The 17,486-nt window shown below is 41.4% G+C and carries 15 protein-coding genes and 1 other annotated feature; all 15 genes read left to right on the top strand.

Translation table 11 applies throughout. The features are described from left to right. Positions 1-57 precede the first annotated feature (57 nt). The gene (locus MMB69_RS03205; RefSeq protein WP_013058945.1) at positions 58-552 is read left to right on the top strand and encodes a DivIVA domain-containing protein; all 495 of its coding nucleotides are present in this window, start codon (positions 58-60) and stop codon (positions 550-552) included. A gap of 69 nt (positions 553-621) precedes the next feature. Continuing rightward, positions 622-842: a binding site (T-box leader), on the top strand. A 71-nt stretch (positions 843-913) separates the two neighbouring features. Continuing rightward, positions 914-3,679: an isoleucine--tRNA ligase gene (ileS, locus tag MMB69_RS03210; RefSeq protein WP_115654854.1), complete on the top strand. Its 2,766-nt coding sequence runs from the start codon at positions 914-916 to the stop codon at positions 3,677-3,679. A 170-nt stretch (positions 3,680-3,849) separates the two neighbouring features. Next, complete coding sequence (locus tag MMB69_RS03215) at positions 3,850-4,137, top strand: conjugal transfer protein TraR (RefSeq protein WP_013058943.1); 288 nt, start codon at positions 3,850-3,852, stop codon at positions 4,135-4,137. Between the two features lie 80 nt (positions 4,138-4,217). Next, positions 4,218-4,685 (top strand): signal peptidase II, encoded by a 468-nt coding sequence (gene lspA / locus MMB69_RS03220; RefSeq protein WP_221784481.1) that lies wholly within the window; start codon positions 4,218-4,220, stop codon positions 4,683-4,685. Then, a complete protein-coding gene (locus MMB69_RS03225; protein ID WP_014458386.1) occupies positions 4,682-5,596 on the top strand; it encodes an RluA family pseudouridine synthase in 915 nt (304 codons plus the stop codon). Before lspA ends, MMB69_RS03225 begins: the two co-directional genes overlap by 4 nt. Before the next feature lie 191 nt (positions 5,597-5,787). Beyond that, positions 5,788-6,330 carry a bifunctional pyr operon transcriptional regulator/uracil phosphoribosyltransferase PyrR gene (gene pyrR, locus MMB69_RS03230; RefSeq protein ID WP_013058940.1) on the top strand — a complete coding sequence of 181 codons (543 nt, stop codon included), beginning with the start codon at positions 5,788-5,790 and terminating at the stop codon, positions 6,328-6,330. 156 nt (positions 6,331-6,486) lie between these two features. After that, a complete protein-coding gene (locus tag MMB69_RS03235; RefSeq protein ID WP_014458388.1) occupies positions 6,487-7,794 on the top strand; it encodes a uracil-xanthine permease family protein in 1,308 nt (435 codons plus the stop codon). A 148-nt stretch (positions 7,795-7,942) separates the two neighbouring features. Beyond that, positions 7,943-8,881, top strand: a complete 939-nt coding sequence (locus MMB69_RS03240; protein ID WP_013058938.1) for an aspartate carbamoyltransferase catalytic subunit — start codon at positions 7,943-7,945, stop codon at positions 8,879-8,881. After that, positions 8,844-10,133, top strand: coding sequence for a dihydroorotase (locus tag MMB69_RS03245; RefSeq protein ID WP_277447145.1), 1,290 nt, complete (start codon positions 8,844-8,846; stop codon positions 10,131-10,133). The genes MMB69_RS03240 and MMB69_RS03245 overlap by 38 nt, the downstream gene beginning before the upstream one ends. After that, positions 10,118-11,203 carry a carbamoyl phosphate synthase small subunit gene (locus MMB69_RS03250; RefSeq protein WP_277447146.1) on the top strand — a complete coding sequence of 362 codons (1,086 nt, stop codon included), beginning with the start codon at positions 10,118-10,120 and terminating at the stop codon, positions 11,201-11,203. Before MMB69_RS03245 ends, MMB69_RS03250 begins: the two co-directional genes overlap by 16 nt. Beyond that, on the top strand, positions 11,203-14,415 hold the full coding sequence (gene carB / locus MMB69_RS03255) for a carbamoyl-phosphate synthase large subunit (protein ID WP_277447147.1): 3,213 nt from the start codon (positions 11,203-11,205) through the stop codon (positions 14,413-14,415). The genes MMB69_RS03250 and carB overlap by 1 nt, the downstream gene beginning before the upstream one ends. Then, complete coding sequence (locus MMB69_RS03260) at positions 14,412-15,185, top strand: dihydroorotate dehydrogenase electron transfer subunit (RefSeq protein WP_221784478.1); 774 nt, start codon at positions 14,412-14,414, stop codon at positions 15,183-15,185. Before carB ends, MMB69_RS03260 begins: the two co-directional genes overlap by 4 nt. Further along, positions 15,182-16,123 carry a dihydroorotate dehydrogenase gene (locus tag MMB69_RS03265; protein WP_013058933.1) on the top strand — a complete coding sequence of 314 codons (942 nt, stop codon included), beginning with the start codon at positions 15,182-15,184 and terminating at the stop codon, positions 16,121-16,123. Before MMB69_RS03260 ends, MMB69_RS03265 begins: the two co-directional genes overlap by 4 nt. Continuing rightward, positions 16,095-16,817: an orotidine-5'-phosphate decarboxylase gene (gene pyrF / locus MMB69_RS03270; RefSeq protein ID WP_221784477.1), complete on the top strand. Its 723-nt coding sequence runs from the start codon at positions 16,095-16,097 to the stop codon at positions 16,815-16,817. Before MMB69_RS03265 ends, pyrF begins: the two co-directional genes overlap by 29 nt. After that, the gene (pyrE, locus tag MMB69_RS03275; RefSeq protein ID WP_013084835.1) at positions 16,814-17,452 is read left to right on the top strand and encodes an orotate phosphoribosyltransferase; all 639 of its coding nucleotides are present in this window, start codon (positions 16,814-16,816) and stop codon (positions 17,450-17,452) included. The genes pyrF and pyrE overlap by 4 nt, the downstream gene beginning before the upstream one ends. The last annotated feature ends 34 nt before the right edge of the window (positions 17,453-17,486 follow it).

Here is a 17,486-nt window from a genome sequence, read left to right on the forward strand (position 1 = left end):
AATATGTCGAATAAACCATTACTAATGATGTAATGAGACAACACGGAGGTGGCCTAGATGCCTTTAACCCCTTTGGATATTCATAACAAAGAGTTTAATCGCGGGTTTCGCGGATATGATGAAGATGAAGTAAATGAGTTTCTTGACCAAGTAATTAAAGACTATGAGCTGGTAATGCGTGATAAAAAGGAGTTAGAAGGAAGAGTATCTGAATTAACAGATCGTCTTGGACATTTTACTAACATCGAAGAAACGTTAAATAAATCAATTTTAATTGCTCAAGAAGCAGCGGAAGATGTGAAGCGAAACGCTGAAAAAGAAGCGAAGCTCATTATAAAAGAAGCAGAAAAAAATGCGGACCGTATTATTAATGAAGCACTGTCTAAGTCTCGTAAAATTGCGATGGACATTGAGGAGACGAAAAAGCAGTCTAAAGTATTTAGAACTCGTTTCAAAATGTTAATCGAAGCACAGCTTGAAATGTTAAACAGCGATGACTGGGATCAGTTGATGGATTATGAGATGCCAGCGCTAGAAGAAAAAATTGACTAGTCAAGACATCATCTTGACTTCTCACGTTTTGTTGTCATATAATTTGGTAACAGATGAAATTTCATATCAAACAGTACGGAGACAGGGAGAGTAGCTTTTTTAGTTTGTCAAAGCGAATCGAGGATGGTGTGAGCTCGATAACAAACAAAAAAGTGAAAATCACCCTAGAGTACCATTGCTGAAATGATGATAGTAAGCAGTGGCGGTTTATTCACGTTACGAATGCAAAGAGGATTTGCGTGCAGCAAATCTACTAGGGTGGTACCGCGGGAGACCTTCTCGTCCCTTTTTGGGATGAGGAGGTCTTTTTGTTATGGTACAAAAAGATATGAAATTTACGTTTTTTTTTGGAGGGTAAAACATGGAATATAAAGATACATTATTGATGCCAAAAACTGAATTTCCGATGCGTGGAAATTTACCGAACCGCGAGCCTAAAATGCAAGAACAGTGGGCTGAAATGAACATTTATGAAAAAGTACAAAAACGTACGGAAGGCCGTCCGCTATTCGTCCTGCATGATGGACCTCCATATGCCAATGGCGATATTCACATGGGACATGCCTTAAATAAAATTTTAAAAGATTTTATTGTTCGCTATAAGTCGATGTCAGGCTTCTGCGCACCTTATGTACCAGGCTGGGATACACACGGCTTGCCAATTGAAACAGCTTTAACAAAAAATAAAAAAGTAAACCGCAAAGAAATGACGGTAGCTGAGTTCCGTAAGCTTTGCGAACAGTATGCTTGGGAACAAGTAAACGGCCAGCGTGAGCAGTTCAAGCGTTTAGGCGTACGCGGAGATTGGGATAATCCATATGTAACGCTTCAGCCGCAGTACGAAGCGCAGCAAATCAAAGTGTTTGGTGACATGGCGAAAAAAGGCTACATCTACAAAGGGTTAAAACCTGTGTACTGGTCCCCTTCAAGTGAATCTGCTTTAGCAGAAGCGGAAATTGAATACTATGACAAGCGTTCAGCTTCTATTTACGTAGCGTTTAATGTGAAAGATGGTAAAGGTGTGCTTGAACAAGATGAAAAATTCATCATTTGGACGACAACACCATGGACAATGCCAGCTAACCAAGGGATTGCTGTCAATCCTGAGCTTCAGTACAGCGTAGTTGAAGCAGACGGAGCAAAATATGTAGTGGCAACTGAACTGATTGAAACAGTTGCTAAAGAAATTGAATGGGCTGAATATAAGACACTTCGTACAGTAAAAGGTTCAGAACTTGAACGCGTGGTAGCTGAACATCCAATCTACAAGCGCGATTCTTTAGTTGTTCTTGGCGATCACGTAACAACGGATGCTGGTACTGGATGTGTTCATACAGCACCGGGACACGGGGAAGACGACTTTATCGTTGGTCAAAAATACGGTTTGGAAGTTCTTTGCCCAGTCGACAGTAAGGGTCATATGACGAATGAAGCACCAGGATTTGAAGGGTTATTCTATGATAAAGCGAATAAGCCGATTACAGACAAACTAGAAGAAGAAGGCGCGCTGTTAAAATTAAGTTTCATTACCCACTCATACCCACATGACTGGCGTACAAAGAAACCAACAATTTTCCGTGCAACGGCACAGTGGTTTGCGTCTATTAAAGATTTCCGTGAAGATTTATTAAAAGCAGTAGAAAAAACAAAATGGGTGCCTACTTGGGGTGAAACGCGACTTTATAACATGGTGCGTGACCGCGGAGACTGGTGTATTTCTCGCCAACGTGCATGGGGCGTGCCGATTCCGGTATTTTATGCTGAAAATGATGAGCCAATCATTACGGACGAAACAATTGAACACGTATCAAATCTATTTAGAGAACATGGATCAAACGTATGGTTTGAGCGTGAAGCAAAAGACTTGCTTCCAGAAGGCTTTACTCATGAAGGAAGCCCAAATGGCCGCTTCACAAAAGAAACAGACATCATGGACGTATGGTTTGACTCTGGTTCTTCACATCAAGCTGTTCTTGAAGAGCGTGAAGACTTACAGCGTCCGGCTGATTTGTATTTAGAAGGTTCTGACCAATACCGAGGCTGGTTTAATTCAAGTCTTTCTACAAGTGTAGCTGTAACGGGTGAAGCACCTTATAAAGGGGTACTTAGCCACGGATTTGCTTTAGACGGTGAAGGTCGCAAAATGAGTAAGTCATTAGGAAACGTTGTAATTCCAGAAAAAGTAATGAAACAACTAGGTGCAGATATTTTACGTTTATGGGTAGCTTCTGTAGATTACCAAGCTGATGTTCGTGTATCTGATAACATTTTAAAACAAGTAGCAGAAGTATATCGTAAAATCCGCAACACGTTCCGTTTCTTACTAGGAAACTTAGCGGACTTTAATCCAACAACTGACGCTGTAGCCGTTGAAGACCTTCGTGAAGTAGACCGCTACATGCTTGTGAAGCTGAACAAATTAATTGATAAAGTGCAAAAATCTTATGATTCATATGAATTCTCAAGCATTTATCACGCAGTGCATAATTTCTGTACAATTGATATGAGTTCATTCTACTTAGACTTCGCAAAAGATGTATTGTACATCGAAGCAGAAAATAATGTAGAGCGTCGCAGCATTCAAACGGTCCTTTATGAAACGTTATTATCGTTAACGAAATTAGTGTCTCCAATTCTTTCTCATACAGCAGACGAAGTATGGGTTCACATTCCAAATGTAAAGGAAGAAAGCGTGCAGCTAGTTGATATGCCAGAGGTTCAAGAAATTGAAGGAGCAGATCAATTAGTAGAGAAATGGGATGCGTTCATGGAGCTTCGTGATGAAGTATTAAAAGCGCTAGAACAGGCTCGTAATGAAAAAGTAATCGGTAAGTCTTTAGAAGCGAAATTAACGCTGTATCCAACAGCAGATACAAAAGAGCTGTTAGCATCTATTTCTGAAAATGTAGGTCAACTCTTCATCGTTTCAGATCTTGAAGTAGCAGAAGGTGAAGCACCTGCTGAAGCACAAAAATTCAGCTATGCTTCAATTGTTGTAAGTAAAGCAGAAGGTGAGAAGTGTGAGCGCTGCTGGGTTGTATCACCAACAGTTGGCGAAGATCAAGATCACCCGACTTTATGTACACGCTGTGCGGATGTTGTGAAAAATCACTACGTTCAGCAGTAATGAACAAAAACACGTCCTTTTTGGGCGTGTTTTTTGCTGTACGAAATTCCCAAATACAATGGTATAAAGCATTTAAAGCCTTAGGAAAAACTTGTGTTGTAGATTCGATGGAAAACTCGGTAAACCTAACATCATTAATACTTCATCTTATCAGCACAGGAGGCGTTTGCATGTATGAAAATTATCTTTCCATTGGACAGGAATTAGCTCTTATTAAAGAAGAATTACAAGATCGCCTAGTGAGATATGCTACAGAACAATCTGGTTATATAGATGAAAAGGAACGTTACGTAATAGAAATGATTAAAGCCGATTTAAAAGATGTAGAACACGCGTTAGCAAAGCTTGACGTTGGTGCGTTCGGAATTGATGAACTAACTGGCGAAGTGATGTCTATTCATAAATTAAAAGTAATGCCGACGGCCCGCACAAACGAAGATTTATTTGTTTTATGGTGAGAAGCGAGAAAAAAAATGAATTATGTGCTAAAATGCTTTAGTATGGATTCGTTTGATTTTATTGCGGGAGGAAAACGTTTGTGTTTTATTATCTTATCGCTTTAGCTGTTATACTTATTGATCAAGTAACAAAATGGATGATTGTAAAAGAAATGTATTATGGACAAAGCATCACCGTGATTGAAAACTTTCTTTACATTACCTCTCATCGTAACAGAGGAGCCGCGTGGGGGATTTTACAAGGACAGATGTGGTTCTTTTATCTCATTACGGTGGTTGTGGTAGTCGGTTTAATAATTTATATTCAAAAGCTCAAAAAACAAGATAAATGGTTCGGTTTTGCGCTAGCATTAATGTTAGGCGGCGCCATTGGAAACTTTATTGATCGAGTGGTCCGTAAAGAAGTAGTTGATTTCGTAAATACATACATCTTTACGTATGATTTTCCGATTTTTAACGTAGCTGATTCGGCACTTGTCGTCGGAGTAATCATCATGTTTATTATGACGCTGTTTGAAGGGAAAATGAAGAAGGAGCACAAAGAATGAATGTAATTGAAACAGTTATAAATGAAGAACAAGCGGGAGAACGTATTGATAAAGTACTTTCGACTGTAAATGCAGAATGGTCACGTTCACAAGTGCAGCAGTGGATTAAAGAAGGTCACGCAAAAGTGAACGATAAAACCGTTAAAGGAAACTATAAATGTAAAACAGGAGACGCTGTTATTATTGAAGTGCCGGAACTAGAAGAGCTAGATGTGGTAGCGGAAGAAATGGATTTAGATATTTATTATGAAGATCAAGATGTGCTTGTTGTAAATAAACCTCGCGGCATGGTTGTACATCCAGCTCCTGGTCATCATAGCGGCACGCTTGTAAACGGCCTAATGGCTCACTGTAAAGATTTATCCGGTATTAACGGCGTTATGCGCCCTGGTATCGTTCATCGAATTGATAAAGATACATCTGGTTTACTTATGGTTGCAAAAAATGATTTAGCTCATGAATCACTAGTTAGTCAGCTTGTAGCTAAAACAGTGACGCGTCGCTATAAAGCTATCGTTCACGGAGTAATTGCGCACGATCACGGTACAATTGATGCGCCAATCGGCCGAGATAAGCAAGACCGTCAAAGCATGACGGTCACTGATGAAAACAGCCGTGATGCAGTGACGCACTTTACTGTATTGCAGCGTTTTAAAGATTTTTCACTGGTCGAATGTAAGCTAGAAACGGGGCGAACACACCAAATTCGCGTTCATATGAAGTATATTGGCTTTCCGCTTGCCGGGGATCCGAAGTACGGACCGAAAAAAACGCTTCCGATTGACGGACAAGCGCTTCATGCTGGTGTATTAGGTTTTATTCACCCTCGTACAAATGAATATATGGAATTTGAAGCGCCGGCTCCAAAAGAGTTTAATGAGATGCTAGAGCTTATTGAAAAAAGAAGTTGACAACTGCCATAAGTGATGGCATACTTGTATTAACTTAATAAGAACCTTTAAGAACAGTCCAGAGAGGCTGAGAAGGAAACGGTGCAGAAAAGGCATACTTATAGCCTTTTTGAAGAAATATGTCTAAAACCAAATCCTCTTGCCTCAAGGCAAGAGGATTTTTTTATGTCAACAACTTGAGGTGAAAAACAGTGAACGTAAAAGCTACCGTACTTGACGAGCAGGCTATTCGCCGCGCTTTAACTCGAATTGCACATGAGATTATTGAAAAGAATAAAGGAATCGAAAATTGTGTGCTAGTGGGGATTAAAACGCGAGGTATTTATATCGCAAAACGTTTAGCAGAACGAATTGCACAAATTGAAGGAAATACACTGCCAGTCGGAGAACTCGACATCACGCTTTACCGAGATGATTTATCAAAAGTGACAAGCAATGATGAGCCTCTCGTAAAAGGATCAGATATTCCGACAGATATTGCAAATAAGAACGTCATCTTAGTAGATGATGTGTTATATACGGGCCGTACGGTTCGAGCAGCACTTGATGCACTAATTGATATCGGCCGACCTGAACTCATTCAGCTGGCTGTTTTAGTGGATAGAGGGCACCGCGAGCTGCCGATTCGAGCAGACTATGTTGGCAAAAACGTACCGACAGCTAAAAGTGAAAAAATTGCGGTGCATTTAATGGAAGTAGATGAAAAAGACCACGTGTCTATTTACGAAAAATAAATTATATACCCTTTTAAATGGTAGTCCCGTGAGGCTGCAAAAGGGGGGTCACTATACAAGGAAAACTATACTGCGGTATAGCGTCTTCCCTGTATGCTGAAAACCTCTTTGCCTCTGCGTAAAGAGGTTTTTTAATAGTGATAGGAGGAAAAGCATATGAGTCAACAACGAGATTTTGTACTTGATATACATGATAAACCAAAAGCAGTAAATTGGTTAACATTGAGTCTGCAGCATTTGTTTGCAATGTTTGGGTCGACGGTGTTAGTGCCGTTCCTAGTCGGGTTCAGCCCGGCAATTGCTTTGATTTCAAGCGGGGTAGGAACGCTTGCTTTCCTGCTCATTACAAGAGGTCAAATTCCTTCTTATCTTGGTTCATCGTTCGCGTTCATCACGCCAATCATTTTTGCAAAAGCTTCGTTTGGACCTGAAGAAACGATGGTTGGCTGTTTCTTAGCCGGACTTGTTTATGGAATCGTTGCTTTGATTATAAAAGGAACAGGAATCAATTGGATTATGAAGCTGCTTCCTCCGGTTGTAGTAGGACCAGTTATTATGGTTATAGGCTTAGGACTAGCTAATACAGCAGTAGGCATGGCTATGAACGATGCAAAAGGAAATTACAGCTTAACTTACCTGATGGTTGCGCTTGTGACACTAGCGATAACAGTTGCTTGCTCAATCTTCTTTAAAAACATTATCAGCCTGATTCCGGTACTGATGGGAATTATCGGGGGATACATCTTCGCTTATACACAAGGATTAGTAGACTTTTCAAAGGTAGTGAAAGCAGAGTGGATTGAAGTACCTCACTTCTACGTGCCGTTTGTCACATACACGCCGTCCATTTCACTGGGGATTGTGCTTATCATGGTACCTGTAGCAGTCGTCACACTTTCAGAACATATCGGACACATTCTTGTCTTAAATAAGATTGTGGATCGAAACTATATTGAAAAGCCCGGGCTGCACAGATCGATTTTAGGAGACGGAGTAGCAACTATGCTTGCTGCGCTGATCGGCGGACCGCCAAATACAACATACGGTGAGAACATCGGAGTGTTAGCCATCACAAAGGTGCTTAGCGTATTTGTGATAGCAGGAGCAGCAGTCTTCGCGATTTTGTTCGGGTTTGTCGGCAAAATCAACGCTCTTATTTCAAGTATACCAACGCCGGTCATGGGCGGGATTTCAATTCTCTTATTCGGAATCATTGCTTCATCAGGCTTGCGCATGATGGTGGATGCAAAGGTAGACCTTGGATCAAAACGAAACTTAATGATTGCTTCGATTATCTTAGTGTTAGGAATCGGAGGAGCACACTTAGATATCTCAGAACATGTAAAGATTGATAGCATGGCACTGTCTGCTATCATGGGAGTTCTGCTGAATCTAGTTCTGCCGAAAGAGAAGATAAAAGAAGTAGAAAACGTTCAACAAACGTCAGCACGAAAAATTTCATAGAACGCCTTTTAATTGAAATCCAGAGAGGTTTCTAAGGGTGTGTGAAAAGCGCGTTATAGACGAAGCTTGTTTTCTTACACCCTTTCTAAGTTAGAAAGGGTGTTTTTTATAAAGAAATGCGAGGAAAGCAAAAATGGAGGGAATCGATATGAAACATTTAGTGACAGTCTCAACACTAGAAACAAATGAAATTCTAGAGATTTTAGACAGCGCTGAAAACTATCGAACGAATAAACAAGGATGGAAACCGGAAGAGAAAATGTTTGTTGCCAACTTATTTTTTGAAGCGAGCACGCGTACTCGATGTAGCTTTGAAATGGCAGAACAGCAGCTAGGATTAACAACAATTCCGTTTGAAGTAACAACTTCAAGCGTCCAAAAAGGAGAAACGCTTTATGACACGATTGAAACATTAGCTTCAATCGGCGTTCAGTCAGTTGTTATTCGCCACCCGCAAGATCGTTATTATGAAGCACTGCAGGAAAAAGTATCGATTCCCATCATTAATGCAGGAGACGGATGCGGTCAGCATCCAACTCAGTGTCTGCTTGATCTACTGACAATTCGCCAAGAGTTCGGCTCGTTTAAAGGATTAAAAGTCGCAATAGTCGGAGATTTGCGACATAGCCGCGTAGCGAGATCGAATGCTGAAATGCTGACAAAACTAGGGGCGACCGTATATTTTGCGGGACCTGAAGAATGGAAAGATGAAGAGAACAGACACGGTACATATCTTGATATCGATGAAGCAATCGAAACGGTCGATGTTGTGATGCTGCTGCGTATTCAATTTGAAAGGCATGAAGAGAACACTTCAGAACTTGCACAGAACTACCACAGCCGCTTTGGATTAACCGTTGAACGAGAGCGGAAAATGAAATCACATAGCATTATCCTTCATCCAGCTCCTGTAAACAGAGGAGTCGAAATTGCGGATGAGCTCGTTGAATGTGAACGATCAAGAATTTTTAAACAAATGCAAAATGGCGTGTACATTCGCATGGCAGTATTAGCAAGAGCGCTACAACCAATTGAAAGGGGACTTAATAATGACAACAATTATCAAAAATGCTACATGGTTAAATGAAGGGAAAATTGAAAAAGTCGAACTGAAAATTGAAAATGGTGTAATTGCTGAAATAGCTTCACACATCGACGTACAGAATGAAGAAGTCATTGATGCAGGCGGGAACTTCTTATCACCGGGTTTAATCGATGTCCACGTTCACTTGCGCGAGCCAGGGGGAGAAAAGAAAGAAACGATTGAAACGGGTACTCTAGCAGCGGCAAAGGGCGGTTTTACAGCAATTGCTGCAATGCCAAACACGCGTCCAGTTCCGGATACTGTTGAACAAATGGAGTGGGTAAACAAGCGTATTGAAGAAACAGCACATGTTCGCGTATTACCATACGCATCGATTACCACTCGTCAATTAGGAAAAGAATTAACGGACTTTGAAGGCTTAAAAGAAGCGGGCGCATTTGCTTTTACAGATGATGGAGTAGGCGTTCAGTCAACAGGAATGATGCTGGAAGCGATGAAAAAAGCCGCTTCATTAAACAAAGCAATCGTTGCACACTGTGAAGATAATGATTTAATCAACAAAGGCTGCGTACACGACGGAAAATTTGCAAAAGAACATGGACTAAACGGTATCCCTTCTATCTGCGAAGCCGTTCAAATTGCACGAGATGTACTGCTTGCTGAAGCAGCAAACTGTCACTACCATGTGTGTCACGTAAGTACAAAAGAATCCATTCGCGCCATTCGTGATGCGAAAAAAGCAGGCATTCGCGTAACCGCAGAAGTAACGCCACATCATCTGTTACTAAATGAAGAAGATATCCCGGGACTTGATTCGAATTTTAAAATGAATCCGCCGCTTCGAGGAAAAGATGATCAACAGGCATTAATTGAAGCTTTATTAGACGGAACGCTTGATTTTATCGCCACTGATCATGCACCGCACACAGCGGAAGAAAAAGCAGAAGGCATGGAGCTTGCGCCGTTTGGGATTGTGGGACTTGAAACAGCTTTCCCGCTTCTTTATACAAACTTGGTATTAAAAGAAGTAATGACGCTAGAGCAGCTAGTATCATATTTAACAAACAAGCCTGCTGACACGTTCAATCTTCCTTATGGCACCATCGAAGTAGGGAAACCAGCAGATTTAACTATCATTGATCTTGAAACAGAAAAAGCAATTAATCCAGAAGAATTTTTATCAAAAGGTAAAAACACGCCGTTTGCTAACTGGGTATGCAAAGGTTGGCCGGTAATGACATTAGTAGAAGGTAAACGAGTATGGGAGGATGTTAAAGCATGCAACGTCAACTAATTTTAGAAGATGGAACAGTATTTATCGGAAAAGGATTCGGCAGCGACAAAGAAATGACAGGAGAAGTTGTTTTCAACACGGGAATGACAGGATATCAAGAAATTCTATCTGATCCATCATACTGTGCACAAATTGTGACATTAACATATCCTTTAATCGGAAACTACGGTATTAACCGCGATGACTTTGAGTCGATTGAACCAGCTGTACACGGTTTGATTGTAAAAGAAATTTGTGATGCTCCTTCAAACTTCAGAAGCGAACTATCAGTAGATGAATTTTTAAAACAAAAAGATATTCCAGGATTAGCTGGAATCGACACGAGAAAATTAACGCGAAAAATTCGTCAGCACGGTGCGCTTCGCGGACGCGTATGCAACATGGAAGTCAATGTAGAAGAAGTAGTATCACAGCTTCAAAATCATGAACTTCCCACTGATTCCGTTAAAAAAGTATCAACAGTGAAGCCTTACCCAAGCCCAGGCAGAGGTAAAAAAGTGGTACTCGTTGACTTTGGAATGAAACACGGAATTTTACGCGAATTAACGGCTCGTCAATGCGACGTGATTGTGGTTCCTTATAACGTAACTGCGCAAGAAATTCTTCAATTAAATCCAGATGGCATCATGTTGAGCAACGGACCTGGAGACCCAAAAGACGTACCTGAAGCAATCGAGATGATTCAAGGGGTTTTAGGAAAGGTTCCTCTTTTCGGAATTTGTTTAGGACATCAGCTGTTTGCGCTAGCATGCGGAGCAGATACAGAAAAAATGAAATTTGGTCATCGTGGATCCAACCATCCTGTAAAGGATCTAAAAACCAATAAAGTAGCTCTTACATCTCAAAACCACGGCTATACAGTATGTGAGCCATCTCTTGTCAACACGCCATTAGAAGTGACGCACGTTGCGCTTAACGATGGAACGGTTGAAGGAGTAAAGCATAAAGAATATCCGGCATTTACGGTTCAATATCACCCTGAAGCATCACCGGGACCTGAAGATGCAAACGGATTGTTCAACGAATTTATGAATCTTATGAAAAACAATCAGAAAGTAGGTAATTGCTAATGCCAAAACGTCAAGATATTAACACAATTCTCGTAATCGGATCAGGACCAATCGTCATCGGACAGGCGGCAGAGTTTGACTATGCAGGAGCGCAAGCGTGTATTGCGTTAAAAGAAGAAGGATACAGAGTTATTCTTGTGAACTCCAATCCTGCAACAATCATGACAGACTCAGAAATGGCAGATAAAGTATATATTGAACCTCTAACGGTTGAATTTGTAAGCTCAATTATTCGTAAAGAACGCCCGGATGCACTGCTTCCAACGCTTGGCGGTCAAACGGGACTGAACCTAGCGGTAGAATTACACGAAACGGGCATTTTAGAAGAATTTAATGTAGAAATTCTCGGGACAAAATTATCGGCGATTGAACAAGCTGAAGACCGTGAGCAGTTCCGTTCACTAATGAATGAACTAAATCAGCCTGTCCCAGCAAGTGAAATCATTCATTCACTAGACGAAGCATATGCGTTTGTTGAACAAGTAAACTATCCGGTAATCGTGCGTCCTGCTTATACACTTGGCGGTACGGGCGGCGGAATTTGTAACAACGAGCAAGAGTTGATTGAAATTGTAACAAGTGGATTAAAACACAGTCCTGTAACACAATGCTTACTTGAGAAAAGCATTGCAGGCTTTAAAGAAATTGAATATGAAGTAATGCGCGATGCAAACGATAATGCGATCGTAGTATGTAATATGGAAAACTTTGATCCGGTCGGTATTCATACAGGAGATTCAATTGTTGTAGCACCAAGCCAAACGCTAAGCGACCGTGAGTATCAGCTGCTTAGAAATGCGTCACTAACAATTATCCGAGCGCTTAAAATCGAAGGCGGATGTAACGTTCAGCTAGCACTAGACCCAGAAAGCTTCCAGTATTACGTAATTGAAGTAAATCCTCGTGTAAGCCGCTCATCGGCTTTAGCATCAAAAGCAACAGGGTATCCAATTGCAAAATTAGCAGCAAAAATTGCGGTAGGCTTAACATTAGATGAAATGATGAACCCGGTAACTGGGAAGACATACGCATGTTTCGAACCGGCACTAGATTACATCGTATCTAAAATTCCACGCTGGCCGTTTGATAAATTTGAATCAGCTAACCGTAAACTAGGTACACAGATGAAAGCAACAGGTGAAGTAATGGCAATTGGCCGCACGTTCGAAGAGTCAATTTTAAAAGCCGTACGCTCACTTGAGTCAAACGTTCATCACTTAGAGCTGAAAGATGCCCATGAATTTGATGATGCCATTATTGAAAAACGTATTCGCAAGGCTGGCGATGAGCGATTATTCTACGTCGCAGAAGCAATTCGCCGCGGCGTAACGATTCAGCAAATTCACGAGTGGAGCAAAATCGATCTTTTCTTCTTAGTAAAACTTGAAAAAGTGATTGCTTTTGAAAATGTGTTAAAAGAAGAGATTCATAACGTAGAAGTTTTACAGGAAGCAAAAGAAATGGGATTTGCAGACTGCACGATTGCTAAGCTATGGAATCAAACAGAGCGTGAAGTATATGACTTCCGCAAACAAAATGGCGTGATGCCAGTATACAAAACGGTAGATACATGTGCAGCAGAATTTGAATCTACAACACCATATTTCTACGGCACGTTTGAAGATGAAAATGAATCGATTGTTACAGATCGTAAAAGCGTTGTAGTGTTAGGGTCAGGTCCGATCCGCATCGGGCAAGGAATTGAGTTTGACTATGCAACGGTTCACTCGGTGTGGGCAATTAAAGAAGCTGGCTACGAAGCGATTATTGTCAATAACAATCCAGAAACAGTATCAACTGACTTCAGTATTTCAGATAAATTATACTTCGAGCCGCTGACGATTGAAGATGTGATGCATATCATCGATTTAGAAAAACCAGAAGGTGTGGTTGTACAGTTCGGTGGTCAAACAGCAATCAACTTAGCGGATGAGCTAGAAGCAAGAGGGGTCAAGATTTTAGGAACGTCGCTTGAAAGCTTAGATGCAGCGGAAGACCGTAAAAAATTCGAAGCGACGCTAGCACGTTTAGAAGTACCTCAGCCGCTTGGAAAGACGGTTACGTCCGTAGAAGAAGCAGTGGTTGTGGCAAAACAAATTGGTTATCCGGTGCTTGTACGTCCTTCATATGTACTAGGCGGACGCGCAATGGAAATTGTGTATAAAGAAGAAGAACTGCTTCACTATATGAAACACGCGGTAAAAGTACACGCTGATCACCCTGTATTAATCGACCGCTACTTAACGGGAAAAGAAATTGAAGTCGATGCCATTTCAGACGGTGAAACAGTGGTTATTCCAGGGATTATGGAACATGTAGAGCGCGCGGGTGTACACTCAGGTGACTCCATTGCTGTATATCCACCGCAAACTCTGTCACAGGATGTAAAAGATACAATCATTGATTACACAACACGTATTGCAAAAGGCTTAAACATTATTGGACTGCTCAACATTCAGTTCGTCTTATCAAAAGGAGAAGTGTTTGTTCTTGAAGTAAATCCTCGTTCAAGCCGTACGGTGCCGTTCTTAAGTAAAATTACGCGTATTCCGATGGCGAATGTGGCAACAAAAGTTATTTTAGGAACAAGTTTGCGAGAGCTTGGCTATGAATCAGGCATGCACCCTGAAGAAGAAGGTGTCTACGTAAAAGTGCCGGTCTTCTCATTTGCAAAGCTGCGCCGCGTAGATATTACGCTTGGACCTGAAATGAAATCTACTGGAGAAGTAATGGGGCAAGATTCAACGTACGAAAAAGCATTATATAAAGGACTAATTGCGTCAGGTATGTCCATTAAGCCGTACGGTTCAGTACTTATGACAGTAGCGGATAAAGATAAAGAAGAGGCAACAGCGCTAGCGAAGCGTTTTGCTAACATTGGCTACCAGGTGATTGCAACAGAAGGAACAGCTTCAACGTTTACAAAAGAAGACATTCGCGTAAAAGTAGTAAATAAAATTCATCATGAAGATCACAATCTTTTAGATGTGATACGAAAAGGTGAAGCGCAGCTTGTCATCAACACGCTAACAAAAGGAAAACAGCCTGCGCGTGACGGATTTAAAATTCGCCGTGAAGCAGTTGAAAATGGTGTACCTTGCTTAACATCACTTGATACAGCAGAAGCGATTTTACGAGTGCTTGAAACGATCAGCTTCCATACAACGCCAATGAAAAAAGTTCGTCCAACTAAAGAGGTGACAACCGTATGATCAAACATGAAATGATGCAAGTCGTCAGTCAGCGACCGTTAACACACAATGTATATGAATTAACCCTTCAAGGCGAGCTTGTTCGTTTCATGAATGAGCCGGGGCAGTTTGTGCATATCCGCGTTAATAACGATTATTTGCCACTGCTTCGCAGACCAATCAGTATTGCAGAAATTGACCAAACCCACGAACAATTTACGATGATTTACCGTGCAGAAGGAGCGGGAACATCGCTTCTGGCTGAAAAACAAGCCGGACAGTCGATTGACGTGTTAGGTCCGCTTGGGCATGGTTTTCCATTAGAGGCGATAGAGTCAGGTCAAACGGCTTTATTAGTAGGGGGAGGCATTGGAGTGCCTCCGCTCTATGAGCTTTCAAAAAGACTTCGTGAAAAAGGCGTGCAAGTTATTCATGTCCTAGGCTTTCAATCAAAAGCAGACGTATTTTATGAACGAGAGTTTTTAGCTTTAGGAGAAACATATATTGCAACGGTAGATGGCTCTTACGGAACAAAAGGTTTTGTCACAACGGTGATTGATGAGCATCAGCTTTCATATGACGTTATGTTTTCATGCGGTCCAACTCCGATGTTAAAAGCACTAGAAAATAATTATACAAACAAGCCGCTTTATATTTCTTTAGAAGAAAGAATGGGCTGTGGAATCGGAGCTTGCTTTGCATGTGTATGCAAGCAAAGTGAAGATTCTACGGCGTATAAAAAAATCTGCAGCGACGGTCCCGTCTTTCAAGCAGGGGAGGTGCTTTTATGAGTATGCTAAAAACGACATTGCCAGGCTTAGATTTGAAAAATCCAATTATGCCAGCATCCGGCTGTTTTGGATTTGGGCGTGAGTATGCTCAATTTTATTCACTTGATGCACTTGGAGCCATTATGATCAAAGCGACTACTGCTGAAACTCGTTTTGGCAATCCAACTCCCCGCGTAGCGGAAACATCTGCAGGAATGTTAAATGCGATCGGATTGCAAAATCCAGGGTTAGAAAAAGTAATGAACGAAGAGCTTGTTTGGCTTCAGCAATATGATGTGCCGATTATCGCGAACGTAGCCGGTGCTTCAATTGAAGAATATGTGCACGTGGCAAAAGAAATTTCAACCGTATCAAATGTAAAAGCACTTGAATTAAATATTTCATGCCCTAACGTAAAAGAAGGCGGAATTGCGTTTGGCGTAGATCCTGTCATTGCTGCTCGTTTAACGAAAGCAGTAAAAGATGTTTCAAATGTTCCAGTTTATGTTAAACTATCACCAAACGTATCCAATATTGTAGACATGGCGATGGCTGTTGAAGAAGCTGGCGCGGATGGCTTAACGATGATCAATACGCTTCTCGGGATGCGTCTGGATTTGAAAACAGCTCAGCCGGTTTTAGCGAACGGCACAGGTGGACTGTCAGGCCCATCCATTAAACCGGTAGCGATTCGAATGGTATATGAAGTGAGCCAAAAAGTGAACATTCCGATTATCGGTATGGGCGGAGTAACGACTGCTGAAGATGCACTCGAGTTCCTATATGCAGGTGCAAGTGCAGTAGCGGTTGGTACAGCAAACTTTGTTGATCCGTATGTGTGTCCAACCATCATTGACGAACTGCCAAGGCTATTAACATCATTAGGATACGAGCATGTTTCAGAATGTATCGGAAGGAGCTGGAAAAAGCGTGAAGCAACCGTTAATCATTGCTCTTGACTTTTCATCAATTAACGATGTACAGCAGTTTTTAATGCCTTTTCAACAAGAGTCATTATTTGTGAAAGTAGGCATGGAACTGTTTTATAAAGAAGGGCTATCTATTATTTCTGCATTAAAAGAACAAAACCATCAAATCTTTTTAGACTTAAAGCTTCATGATATTCCCAATACGGTAAAGCAAGGGATGAAGTCTTTAGCTTCTCTTGAAGTAGATTTGGTTAACGTTCACGCTGCCGGCGGAACGAACATGATGCAAGCAGCCGTTGAAGGACTTGACTTAGGAACAGCTGCCGGCAAAAAGCGCCCGGATTGTATTGCGGTTACTCAGCTAACGAGTACGTCTGATGAAATGTTAAAAGAGCAGCAGCTTATTACGCACTCGATGCAAGAAGTGGTTACGCATTATGCAGCGCTTGCTAAAAAAAGCGGACTAGACGGCGTTGTATGTTCTACTCATGAAGTGCCTTCGATTCGAAAAGCAGCAGGAGAGGACTTCTTGACCGTAACGCCTGGTATTCGTATGGGCACAGATTCGGTAGATGACCAAGTCCGCGTAGCGACGCCTCAGCTAGCGAGAGAATATGGCTCAAGCGCCATTGTCGTTGGACGTTCTATTACTAAAGCAAAAGACCCGCTTAACGCATATTATGAGATGTTACAGCAGTGGAAAGGGGAGCGTATTACGCGATGACAAAACTACGAAAAGAAATTGCAAAACAATTAATTGATATTGAGGCAGTAAGCCTTCAACCGAACGATCCGTTTACGTGGGCCTCTGGAATTAAGTCGCCTATTTATTGTGACAACCGTCTAACGCTTAGCTACCCAAAAGTGCGAAAAGAAATTGCAAAAGGTCTGCAGCATTTAATTAAAACGTATTTTGCTAATGCAGAAGTGATTGCTGGTACAGCTACAGCTGGTATTCCTCATGCAGCATGGGTAAGTGAAGCGTTAGAGCTTCCAATGTGTTATGTGCGAAGCAAAGCAAAAGAACATGGCCAAGGAAATCAAATCGAAGGAAAAGTAACAAAAGGCCAAAAAGTTGTTGTGATTGAAGATTTGATTTCAACTGGCGGAAGTGTGTTTACCGCAGTCGATGCATTAAAAGCGCAGGGGTGTGAAGTACTGGGAGTTGTGTCTATCTTTACATATGAGCTGGAAAAAGCGCGTCAGCTGTTTAAAGAAAAAGAACTTCAGGTTTATTCGCTAACAGACTACTCTACGCTAGTAGAAGCGGCAAACGAAGCGGGATACATTGAAGAAGAAGCGATGGACAAGCTATTTAAATGGCGTGAAAATCCTTCAGACCCTTCATGGATGAACTAAACTAGATCTATATAATAAAACCCCCTTTCTATAT

The organism is Priestia sp. P5 (assembly GCF_029522155.1).
Classification (GTDB): Bacteria; Bacillota; Bacilli; order Bacillales; family Bacillaceae_H; genus Priestia; species Priestia megaterium_E.

What these genes read in the sequence shown, in the direction of transcription:
- MMB69_RS03205 (WP_013058945.1), top strand. Translation starts at nt 58, where the DNA reads ATGCCTTTAACCCCTTTGGATATTCATAACAAAGAGTTTAATCGCGGG.
- ileS (WP_115654854.1), top strand. Translation starts at nt 914, where the DNA reads ATGGAATATAAAGATACATTATTGATGCCAAAAACTGAATTTCCGATG.
- MMB69_RS03215 (WP_013058943.1), top strand. Translation starts at nt 3,850, where the DNA reads ATGTATGAAAATTATCTTTCCATTGGACAGGAATTAGCTCTTATTAAA.
- MMB69_RS03225 (WP_014458386.1), top strand. Translation starts at nt 4,682, where the DNA reads ATGAATGTAATTGAAACAGTTATAAATGAAGAACAAGCGGGAGAACGT.
- MMB69_RS03235 (WP_014458388.1), top strand. Translation starts at nt 6,487, where the DNA reads ATGAGTCAACAACGAGATTTTGTACTTGATATACATGATAAACCAAAA.
- MMB69_RS03240 (WP_013058938.1), top strand. Translation starts at nt 7,943, where the DNA reads ATGAAACATTTAGTGACAGTCTCAACACTAGAAACAAATGAAATTCTA.
- MMB69_RS03245 (WP_277447145.1), top strand. Translation starts at nt 8,844, where the DNA reads ATGACAACAATTATCAAAAATGCTACATGGTTAAATGAAGGGAAAATT.
- MMB69_RS03250 (WP_277447146.1), top strand. Translation starts at nt 10,118, where the DNA reads ATGCAACGTCAACTAATTTTAGAAGATGGAACAGTATTTATCGGAAAA.
- carB (WP_277447147.1), top strand. Translation starts at nt 11,203, where the DNA reads ATGCCAAAACGTCAAGATATTAACACAATTCTCGTAATCGGATCAGGA.
- MMB69_RS03260 (WP_221784478.1), top strand. Translation starts at nt 14,412, where the DNA reads ATGATCAAACATGAAATGATGCAAGTCGTCAGTCAGCGACCGTTAACA.
- MMB69_RS03265 (WP_013058933.1), top strand. Translation starts at nt 15,182, where the DNA reads ATGAGTATGCTAAAAACGACATTGCCAGGCTTAGATTTGAAAAATCCA.
- pyrE (WP_013084835.1), top strand. Translation starts at nt 16,814, where the DNA reads ATGACAAAACTACGAAAAGAAATTGCAAAACAATTAATTGATATTGAG.